General features: G+C 76.8%; 18 protein-coding genes. 8 read left to right on the forward strand and 10 right to left on the reverse strand.

Annotated elements, in window-relative coordinates:
- The first annotated feature begins 377 nt into the window (after window positions 1-377).
- Both ABZ234_RS22075 and ABZ234_RS22080 read left to right on the forward strand, forming a co-directional pair.
- The gene (locus ABZ234_RS22075) at window positions 378-1,199 is read left to right on the forward strand and encodes an enoyl-CoA hydratase-related protein (RefSeq protein WP_267948685.1); all 822 of its coding nucleotides are present in this window, start codon (window positions 378-380) and stop codon (window positions 1,197-1,199) included.
- A 115-nt stretch (window positions 1,200-1,314) separates the two neighbouring features.
- Window positions 1,315-1,968, forward strand: coding sequence for an MBL fold metallo-hydrolase (locus ABZ234_RS22080; RefSeq protein WP_267948686.1), 654 nt, complete (start codon window positions 1,315-1,317; stop codon window positions 1,966-1,968).
- 61 nt (window positions 1,969-2,029) lie between these two features.
- On the opposite strand, the gene ABZ234_RS22085 is transcribed toward ABZ234_RS22080, so the two are convergent.
- The 3 genes from ABZ234_RS22085 to ABZ234_RS22095 form a co-directional block, all read right to left on the reverse strand.
- Window positions 2,030-4,225: a CHAT domain-containing protein gene (locus tag ABZ234_RS22085; protein WP_355013284.1), complete on the reverse strand. Its 2,196-nt coding sequence runs from the start codon at window positions 4,223-4,225 to the stop codon at window positions 2,030-2,032.
- 236 nt (window positions 4,226-4,461) lie between these two features.
- A complete protein-coding gene (locus tag ABZ234_RS22090) occupies window positions 4,462-4,896 on the reverse strand; it encodes a hypothetical protein (RefSeq protein ID WP_355013285.1) in 435 nt (144 codons plus the stop codon).
- The gene (locus ABZ234_RS22095; RefSeq protein WP_355013286.1) at window positions 4,893-5,510 is read right to left on the reverse strand and encodes a sigma-70 family RNA polymerase sigma factor; all 618 of its coding nucleotides are present in this window, start codon (window positions 5,508-5,510) and stop codon (window positions 4,893-4,895) included. Before ABZ234_RS22095 ends, ABZ234_RS22090 begins: the two co-directional genes overlap by 4 nt.
- Window positions 5,511-5,988: 478 nt before the next feature.
- On the opposite strand from ABZ234_RS22095, the gene ABZ234_RS22100 reads away from it, so the two are divergent.
- Complete coding sequence (locus tag ABZ234_RS22100) at window positions 5,989-6,483, forward strand: DUF3145 domain-containing protein (protein ID WP_267948689.1); 495 nt, start codon at window positions 5,989-5,991, stop codon at window positions 6,481-6,483.
- Window positions 6,484-6,631: 148 nt separating this feature from the next.
- On the opposite strand, the gene ABZ234_RS22105 is transcribed toward ABZ234_RS22100, so the two are convergent.
- From ABZ234_RS22105 to ABZ234_RS22120, 4 genes are all read right to left on the reverse strand, one after another.
- Window positions 6,632-7,102 carry a DUF1707 domain-containing protein gene (locus tag ABZ234_RS22105; RefSeq protein WP_344183183.1) on the reverse strand — a complete coding sequence of 157 codons (471 nt, stop codon included), beginning with the start codon at window positions 7,100-7,102 and terminating at the stop codon, window positions 6,632-6,634.
- Between the two features lie 114 nt (window positions 7,103-7,216).
- Window positions 7,217-8,023: an inositol monophosphatase family protein gene (locus ABZ234_RS22110; RefSeq protein ID WP_355013287.1), complete on the reverse strand. Its 807-nt coding sequence runs from the start codon at window positions 8,021-8,023 to the stop codon at window positions 7,217-7,219.
- The gene (locus ABZ234_RS22115; protein WP_355013288.1) at window positions 8,020-9,129 is read right to left on the reverse strand and encodes an ATP-grasp domain-containing protein; all 1,110 of its coding nucleotides are present in this window, start codon (window positions 9,127-9,129) and stop codon (window positions 8,020-8,022) included. The genes ABZ234_RS22110 and ABZ234_RS22115 overlap by 4 nt, the downstream gene beginning before the upstream one ends.
- A 224-nt stretch (window positions 9,130-9,353) precedes the next feature.
- The gene (locus ABZ234_RS22120; RefSeq protein ID WP_267948693.1) at window positions 9,354-9,884 is read right to left on the reverse strand and encodes a YbhB/YbcL family Raf kinase inhibitor-like protein; all 531 of its coding nucleotides are present in this window, start codon (window positions 9,882-9,884) and stop codon (window positions 9,354-9,356) included.
- A gap of 284 nt (window positions 9,885-10,168) precedes the next feature.
- On the opposite strand from ABZ234_RS22120, the gene ABZ234_RS22125 reads away from it, so the two are divergent.
- Entirely contained in the window at window positions 10,169-11,134 is a 966-nt protein-coding gene (locus ABZ234_RS22125) for an LLM class F420-dependent oxidoreductase (protein WP_344183177.1), read from the forward strand.
- A 26-nt stretch (window positions 11,135-11,160) separates the two neighbouring features.
- Here the strand turns inward: ABZ234_RS22125 and ABZ234_RS22130 are convergent, their stop codons facing one another.
- Window positions 11,161-12,384, reverse strand: a complete 1,224-nt coding sequence (locus ABZ234_RS22130) for a helix-turn-helix domain-containing protein (RefSeq protein ID WP_355013289.1) — start codon at window positions 12,382-12,384, stop codon at window positions 11,161-11,163.
- 450 nt (window positions 12,385-12,834) lie between these two features.
- Here ABZ234_RS22130 and ABZ234_RS22135 point away from each other — a divergent pair, with 450 nt between their 5' ends.
- Window positions 12,835-13,335, forward strand: a complete 501-nt coding sequence (locus ABZ234_RS22135) for a hypothetical protein (RefSeq protein WP_344183173.1) — start codon at window positions 12,835-12,837, stop codon at window positions 13,333-13,335.
- A gap of 181 nt (window positions 13,336-13,516) precedes the next feature.
- Here the strand turns inward: ABZ234_RS22135 and ABZ234_RS22140 are convergent, their stop codons facing one another.
- Together ABZ234_RS22140 and ABZ234_RS22145 are read right to left on the reverse strand one after the other, a co-directional pair.
- On the reverse strand, window positions 13,517-14,449 hold the full coding sequence (locus tag ABZ234_RS22140) for an SRPBCC family protein (protein ID WP_355013290.1): 933 nt from the start codon (window positions 14,447-14,449) through the stop codon (window positions 13,517-13,519).
- 216 nt (window positions 14,450-14,665) lie between these two features.
- On the reverse strand, window positions 14,666-15,370 hold the full coding sequence (locus tag ABZ234_RS22145) for an IclR family transcriptional regulator (protein WP_267948698.1): 705 nt from the start codon (window positions 15,368-15,370) through the stop codon (window positions 14,666-14,668).
- Between the two features lie 118 nt (window positions 15,371-15,488).
- On the opposite strand from ABZ234_RS22145, the gene ABZ234_RS22150 reads away from it, so the two are divergent.
- From ABZ234_RS22150 to ABZ234_RS22160, 3 genes are read left to right on the forward strand one after another with little or no spacing between them, the layout of a single operon-like run.
- Window positions 15,489-15,902: a nuclear transport factor 2 family protein gene (locus tag ABZ234_RS22150; RefSeq protein ID WP_352983485.1), complete on the forward strand. Its 414-nt coding sequence runs from the start codon at window positions 15,489-15,491 to the stop codon at window positions 15,900-15,902.
- 57 nt (window positions 15,903-15,959) lie between these two features.
- Complete coding sequence (locus tag ABZ234_RS22155) at window positions 15,960-16,793, forward strand: SDR family NAD(P)-dependent oxidoreductase (protein WP_355013291.1); 834 nt, start codon at window positions 15,960-15,962, stop codon at window positions 16,791-16,793.
- On the forward strand, window positions 16,786-18,216 hold the full coding sequence (locus ABZ234_RS22160; protein ID WP_355013292.1) for an FAD-dependent oxidoreductase: 1,431 nt from the start codon (window positions 16,786-16,788) through the stop codon (window positions 18,214-18,216). The genes ABZ234_RS22155 and ABZ234_RS22160 overlap by 8 nt, the downstream gene beginning before the upstream one ends.
- Window positions 18,217-18,280 lie beyond the last annotated feature (64 nt).

The following is an 18,280-nucleotide window of genomic DNA, read 5'->3' on the forward strand; positions in this document are numbered from 1 at the left end:
CAGCAGCTCGGCGACGGTCCGCCAGCGCTCCAACTCCTTGGCGTCCGTGATGAAGCCAGGACCGGACCGGTCCGCGCCCCCGGGAGTGCGTGCGGGGCCGGGGGCGCCGGTCGGCGACGGCGCAGGGCCGGCTCCGCCGGTTCGTGTAACACTCCCGCGTCGGGGTGTGACGGGGACTTAACGAACCGGGCGTGACGAAGCGTGGTGCCTCGGCGATCGGTCCGTCTAAGGTGGAAGCGGATTCGCGCATACCGCCACAAGCGAGACGCGACCGGTCACGAACCGCCTGCGTACGCGCGCCGGGTCCGACAGGTCCGCGCGCGGTTCACCCCCTCTCCGCGCACGCGGGGATGGACACGGAGAAAGGTCAGCCTGCGATGACGCAGCACCCGTCCCCGATGCCCCCGGACGACGCCCCCCTGGTGCGCCTGTCCGTCGACCGCGCCATCGCCACGGTCACCCTCGACTCCCCCGGCAACCGCAACGCGCTCTCCGCGCGGCTGCGCTCCGAACTGTCCGCGGCCCTCGCCGAGGCGGTGGCCGACGACGGGGTGCGGGGGATCGTGCTCACCGGCACGGGCCCCGTGTTCTGCGCGGGGGCCGACCTGAAGGAGGTCGCGGCGGCGCTCCAGGGAGCCCCGACCGAGCCGGCCCCCGAACTCCCCGAGATCTTCGAGCAGGTCATGGGCGCCCCCAAACCGGTGATCGCCGTCCTCAACGGCGCCGCCCGCGCCGGGGGGATCGGGCTGGTGGCCGCCGCCGACATCGCGCTCGCCCCCAAGAGCGCCACCTTCGCCTTCACGGAGGTGCGGATCGGCGTGGTCCCCGCCGTCATCTCCGTGCCGGTGTCCGCGCGCATGCACTCGCGCCAGCTGAGCCGCTACTTCCTCACCGGCGAGCTGTTCGACGCCTCGGCCGCGGCCAAGGCGGGCCTGCTCACCCAGGCCGTCCCCGACCGCGACATGGCCCACGCCGTGGACGCGGTCCTCCAGGGGCTGAGGGGGGCGGCCCCGCGCGCGCTGTCCCGCACCAAGGAGCTCCTGGGGGAGCTCGGTTCGGGAGCGCTGGCCGCGCCCGAACGGCGCAAGGAGGCGTTCACGCGGATGGGCGAGCTGTCCGCCGAGTTCTTCTCCGGGGAGGACGCCGCCGAGGGGCGGGCGGCCTTCTTCGAGAAGCGCGCCCCCCGGTGGGCGCGGTAGCGGATGCCCGGGACGGGGGCGGACCCCGGCCGTGAGGCGGGGCGTCCGGACCGCCGGCCGTCCGGCATGCGCGGGCCGGGTGCGCCCGCTCCCCCCGGCAGGCCACAATGGTCGGGTGAGCTACTCCGGAGATACGAGGGTCGGCGGCCCCGCCGACCTGCGACGACTGACCAACCTGACGATCAGCAAACTCACCGTCGGCCCGATGGACAACAACGCCTACCTGCTGCGTTGCCACTCCACCGGTGAGGCGGTACTCATCGACGCCGCCGCGGAGCCGGACCGGATCCTGGACATGGTCGGCGAGGGCGGACTCGCGCGGGTGATCACCACCCACCGCCACCAGGACCACTGGACGGCCCTCGCGGAGGTGGTCGGCCAGACCGGGGCCCGGACGGTGGCCCATCCCGACGACGGGGAGGAGCTCCCGGTGTCGGTGGACGAGCCCGTCGTCCACGGGACCCGGGTCCCGGTCGGCGAGAGCTCCCTCACCGTCATCCACCTCCGCGGGCACACGCCCGGGTCGGTCGCCCTGCGCTACGACGACCCGGACGGCCGCACCCACCTCTTCACGGGCGACTCGCTCTTCCCGGGCGGCGTCGGCCGCACGTGGTCGGACGAGGACTTCCGCACCCTCTTCGGGGACGTGGAGGAGCGCGTGTTCGGAGCGCTCGCCGACGACACCTGGGTCTACCCCGGGCACGGCGCCGACACCACCCTGGGCGCCGAGCGGCCCCACCTCGGGGAGTGGCGCGAACGCGGCTGGTGAGGGCGCCCCCGCGGGGGAGCGGCGGCCGCCGGCCCCGGGGCGCGCTGCCCCGCGGCGCGGCTCAGGCGCCGAAGCAGCAGAAGCCTGCCCGCCCGAGGTGGACGGCCACCGCCTCGGGCGCGGGCACGCCGCCGACCAGGGCGCGGTGGAAGCGGCGCATGGCCTCGCCGGTCCCGGAGTCGCCCACGGGGACGGGGCTGGCCACGACGGTGCGGGCCCCGGCGGCCAGGAGGACGCCGGCGAACCCCAGCGGAGCGCCCGTCCGTCCCGCGAAGTCCCTGCCGCTCCAGCAGGTGGACAGGACCACGGTGTCCGGCACACGCGGGAGGGCCGACAGGTCGCAGGCGAGCATCGGACCGTCGGAGAGGCCGACGGAGGCCAGCATGGGCGAGCGGTCGGGTACGCGCCCGTGCCCGGCCACGTGCGCCAGGTCGGCCCGCCCGATCCCGGCCAGCACCTCCCCGCGCCTGGCCCGGTCGCCGGCGAGCACCCGCGCCCCCGGGTAGAGGTCCGCCAGCCGGGAGACCTCGCGGACGGCTCCGCCGGGTTCGGGAGCGGCCACCAGGAGGACGCGCCCGGGGCGGGGAGCGCCCGGACCGGGCTCCCGTCGGCGGTCCAGCCAGAAGCGGGCGGTGGGCACCAGGTTCACGGGGCGTCCGCGCAGCGCCGGCAGCATGCCCCAGGGCGGGTCGCCCAGGAAGGGGTCGCTGGCCACGACCAGCGGCCGGTCCCCGATCAGCGGCAGGGCGGGGCCGAGCAGGGCCCGGGTGGCGAGGGCGGCCGCCTCGCGCGCCGTCGCGCCGGGCGGGCGGCCGGGGACGAGGAGCGGGTGGACGAACCGGGAGAGGGCCCGCGCCACCCGGGGGAGCGGGCCCAGGACGCGTGCGTGTACGCGCCCGGCCACCGCGACGAGCACCACCGCGTCCCCCGCGGCCCTGGTGTACCGCAGGAACGCCCTGTCCCCGAGCCGCTCCAGGAGGGGGCCGGTGACGGGGCGCGGGCGGTCGGCGCGCTCCGGGGAGCCCGGATGCGGTGCGGGGGCGGTACGGGGCGGTCGGCCCCGCCGCCGGTTCCCGGCCTGCCGGGGGAACGGGGCGTCGCCGGGCTCTCCCGCGGCCCGGGCCGCGTGGTGGGCCCGCCAGCGTTCCGACTCCCAGAGGCGGGCCGCCGCGTCCGCGTCCCGGTCGTGGACCAGTGCCTCGCGGTACCCGTCCGCCAGCGCGGCCGTCCCGGGGGCGTGCGCCAGGGGGCCGGGCACGCGCGGCACGGCCCAGGTGCGGGCCAGCTCAGCCCATTCCACGGCGGCGGACGCGTCCCCGGCGGCCAGGGCGCTCTCCAGCCCCGCCCGCACGACGTGCGGGTCCTCGACCGGCCCGTCCGACCGGGGCGCGGCAGGCCCGTCCGACCGGGGCGCGGCAGGCCCGCCCGCCCGGGCCGGCGACGCCGGCGCCCCGTGCCGGGCGGTCGGCGCGCCCCGCGCGGTGACGGCCAGCGGGACCCTCGCCGCCAGGGCGTTCTCGGCCCGCTCGACGGGTGACAGCGGGCGGTGGCGGGCCTCGCGCAGGGCCCTGTGCTCCAGGCGTGCGGCCAGCCGGTGCCAGAGCGATCCCCTGCCGAAACCGCGGCGGACGCGGCGGGCCAGCTCCGCCGCGCGGCGGTGGTCGCCCCGCAGGAGCCACAGCTTGGCCTCCACCAGCAGCGTGCTCGCCGACGACGACCCCCCGCCCGCCCAGGGGCCGTCCGCGAGGACCTCCGCGGCCTCCTCCACCAGCCCCTCGGCCAGCAGCGCCTCCGCGAGGTCCACGTGCAGGGCCTCCCTCCTGGAGGAGGGCAGGTGCGGGGCGAGCGCGTGGAACGCCGCGATGGCCGCGGAGGCGTCGCCCCGGTAGAGGCTGAGGCAGCCCAGGTTCTGGCCGGCCACCATGCCCAGCAGGGGCAGCCCCCGCTCCTCGGTGAGGGAGAGGGCTTCGCGCAACTGGTCCTCGGCCCGGTCGAAGCGGCCGCACAGGATCTGCGCCAGGCCCAGGTTGACGAGGAGCCCGGGAACCACCTGGGCCGCCTCGGACACGGGATGGCCGTCCAGGCGCCGGCGGGTGTCGGTGAGGAGGTCCACGGTCTCCTCGAACCTGCCGTCCTGGGCGAGCCGGACCCCGTGGGTGACCCGGGAGAGGAGGGAGCCTCCGGAGCGCGACACGCGGTCGCCGGGCCGGAGCGCGGGAGGGGAGGCGGAGGGGGACGTCGGTGGACCGAGGGACACGACCGGCTGCCTTTCGCCGAGGGGCGGGCCGGAACCAGTGATAGCAGGGTCGGAGTCCGCGGGGGAACGGTGTCCGCGCCGCTGTGGACGAACCGGGGGGAGCGAAAACGGACGAAGCGGTGCGGGCGCGGACGAAGGGGAGCGGGTTCGCGCGCGTCCCCAATCCGGGTTCGGAGCGTCCTGTTCCGGGTGGTCGGCCCCGGCACGTCGTCACGGTGGTCGGCCCCGGCACGTCGTCACACGGTGAACCAGGCGGTGACCACCGGAGGGCGCCCCGTCCTGAGCAGGGACAGGCTGATCGGCCCCCGTGGCAGCCCGTCCAGGCAGAACCGGCCGTCCTCGCCCACCGTCGGGCTGGCGGTGGCGCCGGGTCGGCGCACGCGCAGGACGGCGTGCTCGAAGTCCCCGGTGACGAGTCCGGACAGCGAGCGCGTGCGCCCGTGCGCCCGGACCTGGAGGTCCACGGCCACGCCCCCGTGCTCGAACCGCAGCGCGGCGGTCACGGCGCCGTCCTCCGAGCGCGCCGCCTCGGTGGCCGGGACCGTGTCCGCGCGGGTCCGTGCCAGGTCCGCCGCGTCGTCCGAGCGGTCGAAGGCCGCCAGGGCGGCGGCCCTCCCGTCCTCCGCGTGCGGGGGCCGGGAGGCGGGGCCGGTGTCGGGACGGTTCCTCACGTGGGTTCCTCCAGGAGGCGGCGGAGTCTGCGGAACACGCGGCGCCGCTGGTTCGAGGCGGCCCGGGGGTTCGCGGGGCCGTCGCCCCCCTCCGGGCGCGCGGTCCGGCCGGCGGAGCCGGGGCCGGGCGGGTCGGCGAGGTAGGCGAGGGCGGCGCGCCGCTCGGCCGGGTCGGTGAGGCTGCGGATCGCGCGGTGGAGTTCCTCGTCGCGCTCCCCGCGCAGGTACTCCGCCTCGGGGTCCGGCGCCCCGGCGAGCGGGAGGGCCGCCAGGTCGTGGGGGTCCACGGCGCGGTCGAGGGACCCGGTGCGCCGCTGGCGGGCGCAGGTCCGGTGGGCGACCCGGCGCAGCCAGGCGCGGAGCCGCCCGGGGTGGCGCAGGCGGGGCAGGTGCTGGTTGAGGGTGAGCCACACCGTCTGCACGGCGTCCTCGCGGTCGGGGCCGGAGAGCCGGTAGGAGCGGGCGATGGCGTTCACCACCGGCAGGTGGCGGTCCACGATCCCCTCCCAGGCGAGGTGGTCGCCGCGCAGTGCGCGCCGCACCAGGTCGGCGTCCTCCGCCGACCCGTCCGGGGGCTCGCCCGAGGCGCCCCGCGGGGACCGGTCGGCCGTCACGTGCGGGGGGCCGGCGCCGTGGGCGGGCGGGGGCCGTCCTCCTCCGGTACGGGCGGCGGGCCCGTCGGCGGGGGCGGGGCCGGTGGGCGCGCGGTCCGGGGGGAGGGGGCCGGGGCCGGGCGGTTCGGCGCGGGCGGGAGCGGGGCCGGTTCTGGCCGAAACCGACAACAGGAGGGGGGCTTCCTCCCCCGAAGGGGTCGAAAGTACGGTTTGAGGAGATGCCTGGGTGCCACGGATGTCCTCGTGCGACTGGTCTGACAAACCCGCCCCCACTATGATCGGACTCCCTGCTCGTCCGTGGCCCACGCTAATCCCTGGGGTCGCGGTCCGGGAGGGGAACGCTGGAAAATACCAGCTGGTGAGCTGGTTCTCAGGGTGCCCTTGGGGCACAATGGGGCAAAAGTATTCAGGCGGGTATGCAACCTTCTCGTGGTACGAGGGCGTCGGGGAAGCGCACTCGTTCGTATCAGGAGGTTCGGTGTCCGCACGTGGCGTCTTGTACGTCCACTCCGCGCCGGCGGCGCTGTGCCCACATGTCGAGTGGGCGGTCGCGGGCGTCGTTGGAGTACCCGTGAAACTCGACTGGGTCGCCCAACCGGCGGCCCCCGGCAACCACCGGGCCGAGCTCAACTGGCAGGGGAAGCCGGGGACCGCGGGCGCGGTGGCCTCGGCGCTGAACGAATGGCAGCGCCTGCGCTTCGAGGTGACCGAGGAGGGGTCGCCCGGGTGCGACGGCGTGCGCTACAGCTACACGCCGTCGCTCGGAATGTTCACCGCCGTCACCAGTGCCGCCGGCGAGGTCCTCGTGCCCGAGGGACGGCTGCGCCACGCCATGGAGCGTGCCGCCGCCGACGGGACCGACCTCGCGGCCGAGATCGAACTGCTCACCGGGCGCTCGTGGGACGAGGAGCTGGAGCCGTTCCGCTACGCGGGCGACGGCGCGCCCGTCCGCTGGCTCCACGCCGTGGGCTGACCCGGGACCGGGCCCGCCGCGCCGCGCGGGCCGGGGCGGGTGCGTCCCTTCCGGCGCCTCCGGGACGTCCCGGAGGCCGCCGCGCCGGGGCGGGTGCGGGCCCGTGCCCCCTCCGCGTCCCGGAGCGCGCCCGGACGCCGGAGCGGCCTCAGGGGGGTTCCTCCCCGCCGGGCCAGATGACCGAGGCCAGCAGGACGGCGGCCCAGATCCCCAGGGGCACCAGCGGCCAGTAGGGCACGAGTTCGCCGCCCATCAGGCTGACCGTCCCCCACACGCCGGTGAGGGTGACCGCCACCCCCGTCCACCAGCGCCACTCGTCCCCCCACTCCCGCCGGGGCAGGGAGAGGACGGACAGGTCGCCCCCCGAGGGCGCCTCGCGGAACCGGGGATCGCGGCGCGGAGTCGCGCGGGGCGTCCCCGGACCGGGGTCGGGGAGGTCCTCCGTCAGCGGCCGCAGGTCGCCGACGAGCACCGCGGTGAGGGCCAGGCCCACCCGGCGGTCGTACTCCTCGTGGTCCAGGCGGCCCTCGACGAACGCGACGGTGAGGCGGTCGACCGCCTGGTCGCGCTCGGCGTCCGAGGCGCGTATCCGGTTCGGCGGCAGAGTTCGGCCTTCCACTTCCCACCCCCAGAGGCGCGAGTTGGTGACCACACGATACGCGCCACGACCGGCGGGGAAAAGGGATCCGCGCCACTCGTTGAGACGCCTTGCGGGGTCCTGTCGAACCGCAGGTCAGGAGGCCAGCCAGCGGGCGACGGCGCGGCAGGTGGAGGGGTCCGCGCCGCCGACCAGGCCGGTGTGCTCGTAGGGCCCCCGGTACCCGAAGGGGGAGCCGTCCAGACGGGTGACCAGACCGCCCACCTCCTCCAGGACGAGCGCGGGCGCGGCCACGTCCCAGTCGCGCACCGGCACGTCCTTCACGAACAGGTGCGCCGATCCGTCGGCGATCAGGCACAGCTTCAGGGAGATGCTCCCGCTCTCCAGGTACCCGCCGTAGCCGAAGTGCTCCCGGACCCGGCGGGCGATCCCCCGGGGCTCGGGGGTGTTGTCGGTGAGCACGCCCCGGCCGGGCGGGGCGGCTCCGAGCGGGGGGAGGGAGCGCCCGTCGCGGCGCGCGCCCTGCCCGCGCACGGCGGTGTACAGGGTCTCCGACTCCGGTGCGAACACCGCGGCGACCTCCGGCCGGCCCCCGATCACCAGCGCGGCCTGGGTGACGTACCCGGGGAACCCGTGCGCGTAGCTCGCCGTCCCGTCGACCGGGTCGATCAGCCAGTACCGGGGCGGCCGCTCCCGGCGCAGCGACGCGGGGTCCTCCTCGCTGACCACGGGGATGCGGCCGTCGATCGCGGCCAGGCGCTCCGACAGCGCCCGGTGGGCCAGGGCGTCGGCCCCGGCCTTGAACTGGTCCCCGTCCCAGGCCCCGCCGCGCGCGGCCGGGTCGGAGCGCCAGGCGCGGAGCCGGTCGCCGACCGCCACGACCGCCTCGGCCATCGCCTCCGACAGGGGGTGGGAGGGGCTCGGGTACGGACCGGGGGTCATCGCGCACGCGCCGGGGCGACGGGGACGGCGGCCGGAGCCGGCCCCCCGGGCGGCTCCGGCGGTGCGGTGGTCCCCCGCGGTCCGGGGGCGCGCGTGCCCGCCGGGGCGGGGGAGAGGCCGTGCGAGGCGAAGCCGGCCTCGCTGATGAACTCGTCCGTCCACCGCCGCACCATCGCCACGCCCTCACGCCATTCGTCGGTGAGCCTGGGGCCGCCGGAGACGGCCTGCCGGAGCAGCCCGGCGATCTCGTCCACCCCGGCGGCCGCGGTCAGCGCCGCCGTCGAGGAGAAGCGCGGGTTGATCTCGAAGACCCTCGGGCGGCCCGCCCCGTCCAGGGCCAGCTGCACGTTGAAGGGTCCGTCGGCGCGCATCGCGGCCTGGACGGCCCGGCAGGTCCGGGCCACCTCGTGGTGGCGCCGCGTCACCGCGTACCTGGTGACCCCCTGCTTGAGGAGGACCTCCTTGGGCACGACGGCCTGGACGGCGCCGTCGCGCCACACCACCACCGAGACCGTGTACTCCGGTCCGGTGATCCGCTCCTGCACGATGAGCTCGTCGGCCGCGTAGCCGCTCTCGGCCACGGCCCGTGCCACGTCGCGGACCGACTCGACGACCGTCACCCCGCGGCTGCCGCGCCCTCTGCGCGGTTTGACGACGAGGCCGTCCGGGGCGGCGGGCTCCGGCGCGCAGGGCCGCTCCGAGGCGAGCCAGGTGCGGGGGGTCCCGATGCCGGCGCGCTCCAGCTCCCGCATGAGGACGTACTTGTCCAGGCAGGCGGCGACGAACTCCGGCCGGGGCAGGAGCACGGACAGGCCGTCCCCGGAGAGCTCGCCGGCCCGGATCAGCTCCTCGTCCACGAGCGGGACGATCGCGACGGCCCCCTCCTCGGCGCACAGGGCCCTCATCCGCGGCAGGAACGCCTCGCTGTCCCCGGGCGGGACCAGGTGGCCGCGGTCGGCGAGGTACAGGCCGGGAGCGGCGGGGTCGATGTCGGTGGCCACCACACGGAACCCCTGCTCCCGCAGGTGGAGGATGGTGCCGGGGGTGGGAGCGGACCCCGCTGTCGTGACGACGACGGTCGGTCTGCTCGGCGTCTGCTGTGGCACCGGTTGCACCCTTCCAAGCGTGTTCGGGAGGCGGGCCGGGGGACAGCCCGAGCCTAGACCGCGAGGCGCCGGGAAGCCCGTGATTGGCCGAATCCGGTTGCCGGGACAACCGGACGGGCGGGTTGCGCGTGTATCAGGAGCCCCCGGGAGGAAAGGGCCGGGGGCGGTCGGCGCCGTGTCGCGCCGACCGCCCCCTCGGGTTCACACGGGATCCGTCCGCGGACCTACTCCTGCTCGTACACCGGTGTGACGAGGGCGCGGCCGATCGCGTGCGAGAACAGGTTGAAGCCGAGGAAGGCCGGGCTCGCCGACCCGTCCACGTCGAGGCGGGGGACGTCCACCGCGTGCACCGCGAAGAAGTAGCGGTGCGGTCCGTGCCCCGCGGGCGGAGCGGCGCCCACGTAGCGGTGGCCGCCGGCGTCGTTGCGCAGGGTGACGGCCCCCTCAGGGAGTCCGGAACCGTCACCGGCGCCCGTCGCCAGCTCCGTGACCCCGACGGGGATGTTCGCCACGGCCCAGTGCCAGAAGCCGCTGGCGGTGGGCGCGTCGGGGTCGAAGCAGGTGACGGCGAAGCTCCGCGTCCCCTCGGGGAAGCCGCTCCAGGCCAGGTGCGGCGAGGCGTCCTCGCCTCCGGCGCCCATGATCCCGCTGACCTGGGCGGTGGGCAGGGTCTGCCCGTCGGCGACGTCGTCGCTGGTCACGGTGAACGGCGCGACCTGGGGCAGGAAGTCGTAGGGGGAGGGTGGCGTGGCCACGGAAGGGGCCTCCTTCGTTCGTCTGGGTCGGCTGCCTCCGCCCTCCGGGCGGGCCCGGAGGGCGGACCCTACGAACATACGCCCCGGCGGCCGTGCCCGCTGGGGGCCGCGGCCCCGTGTCGGCCGGCCCCGGGAGGGGGAGCCCGCCGGGGCGGGGGCCGCGGCCCCCGCCCCCGCGGATGGCGGGGAGGGGGCGCAGACAACAAACCGACCGGGCGGTACGGTGCTTGTCGACACGGGGGAACGCACCCGGGCCGGTCCCCGGACACCGACAGGGAGTCGCCATGACCACTCGCTGGGGCATCACCATCCCGCTGGAGGGCGTCCCGCTGCCCGACCAGCGCGCCGTCGTCGAGCAGATGCCGGACCTGGGGTACACCGACGTGTGGTCGGCCGAGGCCGCCGGCACCGACGCGTTCACCCCGCTGGCCCTGGCCAGCGTCTGGGCGCCCGCGCTGCGCCTCGGCACGGCGATCGTGCCCGCGTACACGCGCGGCCCCGCCACCCTCGCGATGAGCGCGGCGACCATGGCCGCGGCGGCGCCGGGCAGGTTCGCCCTGGGGATCGGCACCTCCTCCAACGTGATCGTGGAACGCTGGAACTCCATCCCGTTCGACGAGCCGTACAAGAAGGTGCGCGACACCGTGCGGTTCCTGCGGACCGCGCTCACCGGCCGGAAGGTCACGGCCGACTACGACACGTTCAGCGTCCGGGGCTTCACCCTCGGCGCGGTCCCCGAGCAGGCCCCGCCGCTGCTGGTGGCGGCCCTGCGACCGGGCATGCTCAGGCTCGCGGGCCGCGAGGGCGACGGCGCCGTCGTCAACTGGCTCTCGGCCGAGGACGTGCGCACGGTCGCCCCGTACGTCCGCGGGGCCGGGGAGGACAAGGAGATCGTGGCCAGGATCTTCGTCGCCCCCGACACCGACCCGGACACCGCCCGCGGGATCGGCAGGCGGGCCGTGGCCGCCTACCTCAACGTCCCCGTGTACCGGGCCTTCCACGAGTGGCTGGGACGCGAGGAGCTGAACCCGATGTGGAGCAAGTGGGACGAGGGGGACCGCAAGGGAGCCCTGGCCGCGATCCCCGACCCGGTGGTGGACGAGCTGATCGTGCACGGTCCCGCCGAGTACTGCCGCGAGCGCGTGCGGGCCTACGCGGACAACGGTGTGACGACCCCGGTGCTCGCCCCGATCGGGCAGGCGTCCGCGGACCCGGCGGCCCTCGTGCGGGCCCTGGCCCCCGGGGACTGACCGGAGCGCCCGGGCGGCGGGGGGCGCTACCCGCCGCCCTCCGCCAGGGGGCCGAGCAGGCCGCGCGCCCGCAGCACCAGCTCCAGCTCGAAGCGCTCGGCCGGGTCGCGCAGCCGCTCGCCGAACAGCTCCTCCAGCCGGCGCATCCGGTAGCGCACCGTCTGGGGGTGGATGCGCAGCCGGTCCGCCGCCTCGTTGGCGTTCAGCCCCGACTCCAGCCAGGCCAGCAGGGTGTCGGCCATGCGCTCGCGCTGCGGTGCGCGGAGACCCGCCAGCGGGGCCAGCCGGGTCCGCGCCATCTCGCCGACCAGCGCCGGGTCGCGCGTCAGCAGCAGGACGGGGAGGTGGTCGCTCCACCGCAGCACGCCCCCGCCGCTGACGAGCCCGGTCCTCACCAGCTCGGCGAGGTCGCGGGCACGCGCCAGCGACACGGGCACCCGGTCCAGGGGGACGCTCGGACCGAGCACCGCGTCGGCCCCGCGCAGCGAGCGCTCCAGCGACCGCAGCCTGCCCGGCCCCTCCGGATCGGGCACCAGCGCGCACGGCTCCGCCCGGTCCAGGTCGGCCAGCACGTCCGGGGGCAGGGCGGCCGTCCGTCCGGCCGGGCCGTCCTGGAGCAGCAGGGCCACGGCCACCCGCCCGGGGGCCCGCCACCGGGCGGCCCCGGCCAGCGCCGACACCGCCCGCGCGTCGTACTCCGTGCCCGTCTCGGCCAGCAGCGCCTCCAGCAGGCGGACCCTGCGCCGGTGCAGGGCGTCCGCGCCGGCGCCGCGCACCCGGGCGTGCCCCTCGGCGGCGGCGCCCGAGACCTCCTCCTGGAACACGAAGATCGCCTCGCCCACCACGCCCATGTGCTCGCGGGTGAGGGCGTCCGCGGCGGAGAGCCTCCGCCACGCCACGGCGGCCGCCGCGCGCATCCCCGTGTGCAGGCACTCCAGGGTGCGCCCGTGCCGTGCCTCGGCGGCGCCCAGCGCCCGGAACTCCGAGGCCAGCGCGTCCGCGAGCACGGGAGAGGGGCCGCCGACCTCCACCCGGTCCAGGAAACCGTGCACACCGGCCGCGAGCGCCCGGCGCAGCCTCTCGGCGTCGGCGGGCCCCAGAGGGGCCGAGTGCTCACGCGACCTGTGCCGGAGGTCCTCCAGGGCCTCCTCGACGAGGGAGGGGACCTGTGCGCGCAGCCGCGCGCCGAGTTCCGGCGGGATCCGCGAGAACGGTTCCGTCCCGCGGTCCTCCCGCAGTGGATGGGTCATGTCACCTCCGGCGCGGACGCGCGGCGGAGCCGCCCGTGGCACGCCCGCGCGTGCTCTGTGCGCCAGAAAGTACGGGTCTCGGCGGGACCCGACGCGGTGACGGGTACCACACGGTTCCATATCACCAGAGCCCGGACGCGCGGACAACCCCGCCCCCGCGGGGGAGGGCGCCGCCGGAGGCCGGCGGCGCCCGGTCCGGGGCCTCCCCCGGCCGCCCTCCGGGGGCCGTCCGCGTCGCGCGCCCGCCGCGCGTCCGCCCGGGGCGCGGGGCGCCGGGGGGCCCGGACGGGCCCGTCGGCGGTGCGCCTTCGCGGGGGCGGGCGGGGCGGGAGGACCGCGCCCTGCCCGGAGGGCGCCGGGAACCCGGCGGTGCGCACCGGTGGTCACCGGCCGGGTGGATGCGGTAACAATGGTGCGGACGCCCCGCCCGCCCCCTTCGGAAGGCCCCCCATGCGACGGCTGCTGCCCGCCCTGCCCCTGGCCCTGCTCCTCGCCGTGACGGCCTGCGCGGGAGGGGAGGAGCAGGAGGAGGCCGCCGGGCAGACGGAGGAGACGGACGCGGGGGCGGGAGGGGACGCGGCGCCGGACGCCGACACCGAGGCCGACGCCCTGCGCGCCGCCGGGGGGTTCGTCGCCTCGCTCCAGGCCGTCGACGGCGAGGCGGGCTGCGCCCTGATCGACCCCGCCGCCCGGAACGTGCTGGTCGAGGCGCACGGGGGCGCCGACTGCGCCGAGGCCTTCCCCGCCTACGCCGAGTCCCTCCCGGACGCGGAGGGGGCCGAGGTCGGGGACGCCGTGATGGGGACCGACCTGGACGGGGACACCCCGATCGCCACGGTCACCCTGGTCTTCCCGGGGGAGGACGACCCCGGAGTCCTGGAGATGCGCCAGGACTCCGACGACCAGTGGCTGGCCACCCGGCTGCCCGGCACGGCCCTGGGCGGAGCCTGAGGAGCGGTCCCGGGGGACGCGGGGCGCGGCCGGGCGCGGTGACCGTCCCGCGCCGCGGGGTCCCGCCCCGGCCCGCCGCCGAAGGTCCGCCGGGCGCTCCCGTGAGCGGGGTTCCCGGACGGGCCGCAGGCCCGGACGGCCCCACCGCGGAACGGGGAGCCGGGGCCGCGGAGGCGCGGGCTCAGGTGAAGAGGACGTAGCCCAGGATCATCCCGCCCGCCACGACCACCACGGCCAGGAGCGGCCAGAGCCGGTCGGCGACGGCCCCCGCGGCGGAGGCCGCCGGGGCCGAGTGGGAGATATCCGCATGGTCGGGGAACTTCTGCGCACCGGTCACATCGCCTGTGATACCAGACACGGTGGGTTCCGCGGAGTCCTCCCCGGCCCCGGAGGCGGCGGGGCGGGGGGCGGAGTTCCCGTGTTCTGCCTGTTCGGAGCGCTGTTCCTCCCCGGCGGAGGGCTCGGGGTTTTTTGTCGCTCTTTTTCTGGCCGCGTCCGGAAAGGCGTGGTCCGACCGAGAGGTCTCACGTGTTCCGGCGGCCCCGCCGGCCGCGCCCGTCCCGGCGTCCTCCCTGCTCCGGTTGGCCTCCGGCGGCTCCTCCGGCCCGGCGCCGAGGGGTTCCGGGGTCCCCTCAGGCCCGGCCGCCTCCGTGCTCCCGGGCCCGGCGGGGGCGAAGCCGTACTTCTCCTCCAGGGCCGCGGCGAAGCGCGCCGCCAGTGAGGCCGACACGGCGCTGACCGTGCCGGCGTCCAGTTCGGCGAACCGGCCGGTGAGGACCAGGTCGGTGTCGACGCCGACGACCGTCCTCCCGGCCTCGGCCCGCAGCCGCGCGGTCACCGTCGCCGAGGCGCCTCCCGCGCCCCGGCTGGCCCGCCCGGACGCCTCGACCACCGCCCGGCGCGCCCCCTCGTCCAGCTCCGTGAAACGGGCGGTGCCGGAGTAGGCGGCCACGAGCGGGCCGACCTTCACCCGCACCGCACCGGAGTACAGGGGGCCGTCGACGCCGGTCAGTCTCACGCCGGGCACGCACGGGGCCACCGCCTCCACGTCGGTGAGCAGGCGCCACACGCGCCCGACCGGCGCGTTCACGGTGAACTCGGTGCTGATCCTCACGGGGCGGTCTCCACTCGGGCCCTGGGGGAGGGGTGGGCCCCGGCGGGCCGTGCCCGGGGTCCGTCGACAGGCCGGCGGACCCGTCCTCCGGAATCCGCCGACGCCGCCAGCGTACGCACCGCGCGGAGCCGGGGCGATCCGTCCGGGGCACGGGGGCGGCCCCCTCCGCCGCGGCCGGCCCTCCGCGCCGCCCCGGCACCGCCCCGGGGCCGGGGGTCAGGGCAGGTGCAGCATGCCGGCGATCAGCCGGGCCGCGTCGACCACGGCCTCGCCGAAGGGCGCCGGGTCGTCCAGTTCGAGCACCGAGATCCCGATGCTCGCCACGGGGGCGCCGCGGGGGCCGACCACCGGGGCGGAGACCCCCGTGACGGCGTTGGTCACCTCCGCGTGGGAGACCGCGTAGCCGCGGCGGCGCGCCAGGGAGACCTCCTCCCGCTCCCCCGGGCGCGGGGGCATGGCCGACAGCAGGGCCAGTCCGGCGGAGCCCTTGCCGAGGGGGTCGACCCGGCCGGTGCGGAAGGCGATGTGCGCCCTGGCGTGCCGGGGTTCGACGACCATGAGCGCGCGCGCCTCGTCCTCGCCCTCGGGCACCACCAGGTGCGCGGTGGCGCCCTGCGCCTCCGCGAGGTCGGCCAGGACCGGCCTCGCGACCTCCCGGAGGTCGACCTCGACGGACTCGGCGAGGGCGACCAGTCCGGGGCCGAGCGTGATCCGCTTGAAGGAGTCGCGCTTGCACAGCCGGTGCTCCTCCAGGGTGCGCACCAGCCGGTGGGCGACCGTGCGGTGCACACCGATCCCCTCGGCGACCTCGGTCACCGACAGCCCGTGCGGGCTGCGGCTGAGCAGTTCGAGCACCTCGATCCCGTTGTGCAGGGTCTTGGACGTCCGTGGGTCCGGCTGTGGGGCCGGTGTGGTGGGCATCGGGCTCCTCTCGCAGGGCGAACATACACCCCCGCCTCTTGACGTCGGTGACGTGGGACACATACGTTGACTTTTAATTGCACGCCTAGTGCGATTATCGCACGCCTTGGAGGGGCTCATGGACGGCACGCAGGTCACCGGCATCCACCAGCTCTACGCGCGCCAGTCCCACCTGATCGACTCCGGGAACGCCGGGGGGTGGGCGGACACCTTCACCCCCGACGGCGAGTTCCACTCCCCGACCTATCCGGCCCCCGTCGTGGGCCGGACGCCGCTCCGCGACTTCGCCCGGGACTTCGCCCGCGACGCCCGGGCCGGGGGAGAGGTGCGCCGCCACGTGGTCACCAACGTGTACGTGGAGTCCCTGGACGCGGAGGAGGCACGGGTCAGCGCCTACCTCCAGGTCATGGCGACGCGTGTGGCCGGCGGCACCCGGGTGCTGCGCCTCACCGCGCTCCACGACCGGCTCGTCCGGCACGGGGACGACTGGCGCGTCGCGCGCCGCGACGTCCGGCGCGACGACACCGCCTGACCTGCCCCGGCCCCTCCCGCCGAGAGACCCCCGCACATCCACCGAAAGGCACGTCCCATGACCCAGCACGAGGGCACCGGTCCCGCACGCGTCGTCGACCGACCCATGGAGGCCGTCCACCCCGAGATGGCCGGGCGCACCGCCGTCGTCACCGGCGCGGCGCGCGGCATGGGCCGCGCCTTCACGGCGGCGCTGGCCGCCCGGGGGGTCGACGTCGTCGGCGCGGACCTCGACGACGCCGGGATGGAGCTGACCGCCGACGAGATCAACCGCGAGCTGGCCGGGAGGCCGGGCGGCGTCCGGCCGGGGCGGGTCGCCGCCCACCGCGTCGACGTCGCCGACCCGGCCCAGCAGGACGAGCTCGCCCTCGCCGCCGTCCGGGGGACCGGCTCCCTCGACTACTGGGTCAACAACGCCGGGGTCTTCCCGTACGCCCTGGTCGGGGACATCTCCGCGGACCAGGTCTCCGCCGTCCTCGACGTCAACGTCAAGGGGGTCCTGCACGGGGCCCAGGCGGCCGCCCGCCACATGGGGCCGGGCGGCGCCATCGTGAACATGTCCTCGGTCTCCGCGGTACGGGTGCGCCGGGGCCGCGCGGCCTACTGCGCCTCCAAGGCCGCCGTCGCCCACCTGACGGAGTCGCTCGCCGTCGAACTCGGGGACCGGGGCATCCGCGTCAACGCCATCGCCCCCGGGTTCATCGACACCGAGATGACCCGCTGGCTCCAGGACGACCCCGAGGCGCTCGCCGCCGCCCTCGACCACGTCCCCCTGCACCGGGTCGGCTCCCCGGAGGAGGTCGTCGGCGTCCTGCTGTTCCTGCTCTCCGACAGCAGCCGCTACGTGACCGGGCACAGCATCGCCGTGGACGGGGGATCGCGCCATGTCTGAGCCGGCCACCGGGGCGGGGGAGACCGTCGACGTCGTCGTCGTCGGAGGCGGAGGGGCCGGGCTCGCCGCGGCGGCCACCGCGGCGGAGGCCGGTGCGGGCGTGCTGCTGTTCGAGGCCGAGACCGAACTCGGCGGGTCGACCCAGCTCTCCGCCGGGCTGTTCACCGCCGCCGGCACGAGCGTCCAGCGCGGCGCGGGCGTGGAGGACACCGCCGAGCGGTTCTACCAGCACTACATGGACCTGAACCAGTGGATGCTGGAACCGGGGCTCGTCCGCGCCTTCTGCGAGAACGCGGGGCCCACCCTGGAATGGCTCATCGGGCTGGGCGTGGAGATCCCCGCGCGGATCTCCACGAACGCGCACATGCCCGGCCTGTGCCGGGCCGGCGTCGAGGACGTCCGGCGCGGCCACGTCCCCAGGGACCAGGGCCTCGGCCTGGTCCAGGTGCTGGCGGCCGCCTGCCGCCGGCACGGTGTCGAGACCGTGCTCAACACCCGGGTCGAACGGCTCCTGGCGGAGGACGGCCGGGTGGTCGGCGTCGTCGCCGACGGCGTCGAGGTCCGCGCGGGAGCGGTCGTGGTCACGACCGGGGGGCTCGCCCGGGACCCCGGGCTCCTCCGGGAGTACTACCCCGCGGCTCTGGAGGCGGGCGAGCACGCGTTCGTCGTCGCCGCCCCGGGGAGCCGCGGCGACCACATCCGCTTCGCGGACGGGGTCGGGGCCTCGGTCACCGGGGCGGGCCGGGGGCTGCGCCTGCCCACCGCCTACTTCCAGCGGTACCACCACTGGCAGTCCGGGTTCCCGCCCGTCTCGCGGGTGTACGTCAACAGGGCCGGACGGCGGTTCATGGACGAGGACGCGTCCTACGCGGTCTCCAGCGGCGTCATCGACGCCCAGGACGGCCCCGTCTGGTGCGTCTTCGACGACAGGGCCAGGGCCTCCCTGCCCTCCGGCTACGCGGACTGGACGCCGGAGCGCGTCACCGAGGAGGCCGACGCGGGCAGGACGCTGCGGGCCGACACCCTGGAGGGGCTCGCCGGACTGATGGGGGTGCCGCCCGGAGCCCTGCGCGCCACCGTGGACGCCTGGAACACCCAGCTCCCGCACGGGGAGGACGAGCGCTTCCTGCGCCACCTCAGCCTGCGGGACAAGGGCCAGGAGGACCCCGACCCCATCGGGGAGGGACCCTTCCACGCGGCACTCCTCCTCCCGACCGAACTCGTCTGCACGCACGCCGGGATGGAGATCGACCCCCGGGCGGCCGTGCGCGACCGCGAGGGCCGCGCCATCCCCGGGCTCTTCGCGGCGGGGGAGGCCGGGGCCGGAGTCCTCGGACTGCGCTACGTCGGCGGCGGCAACGCCGTCGCCAACGCGATCACCATGGGCCGCATCGCCGGCCGCGGGGCGGCGGCCCGGGGCTGACCCCCGCGCCGCACCCCCCTTCTTCCCCCCTGAACCACCAGGACCGGGCGGCCCGCACGCCCCC

This window comes from Nocardiopsis sp. NPDC006198 (genome assembly GCF_040613895.1).
Lineage (GTDB): Bacteria > Actinomycetota > Actinomycetes > Streptosporangiales > Streptosporangiaceae > Nocardiopsis > Nocardiopsis tropica.

Bases quoted from the DNA above. Each gene is read 5' to 3' on its own strand.
- ABZ234_RS22075 (WP_267948685.1), top strand. From the start codon at position 378: ATGACGCAGCACCCGTCCCCGATGCCCCCGGACGACGCCCCCCTGGTG.
- ABZ234_RS22110 (WP_355013287.1), bottom strand. From the start codon at position 8,023: ATGACCCCCGGTCCGTACCCGAGCCCCTCCCACCCCCTGTCGGAGGCG.
- ABZ234_RS22125 (WP_344183177.1), top strand. From the start codon at position 10,169: ATGACCACTCGCTGGGGCATCACCATCCCGCTGGAGGGCGTCCCGCTG.
- ABZ234_RS22130 (WP_355013289.1), bottom strand. From the start codon at position 12,384: ATGACCCATCCACTGCGGGAGGACCGCGGGACGGAACCGTTCTCGCGG.
- ABZ234_RS22135 (WP_344183173.1), top strand. From the start codon at position 12,835: ATGCGACGGCTGCTGCCCGCCCTGCCCCTGGCCCTGCTCCTCGCCGTG.
- ABZ234_RS22145 (WP_267948698.1), bottom strand. From the start codon at position 15,370: ATGCCCACCACACCGGCCCCACAGCCGGACCCACGGACGTCCAAGACC.
- ABZ234_RS22150 (WP_352983485.1), top strand. From the start codon at position 15,489: ATGGACGGCACGCAGGTCACCGGCATCCACCAGCTCTACGCGCGCCAG.
- ABZ234_RS22155 (WP_355013291.1), top strand. From the start codon at position 15,960: ATGACCCAGCACGAGGGCACCGGTCCCGCACGCGTCGTCGACCGACCC.
- ABZ234_RS22160 (WP_355013292.1), top strand. From the start codon at position 16,786: ATGTCTGAGCCGGCCACCGGGGCGGGGGAGACCGTCGACGTCGTCGTC.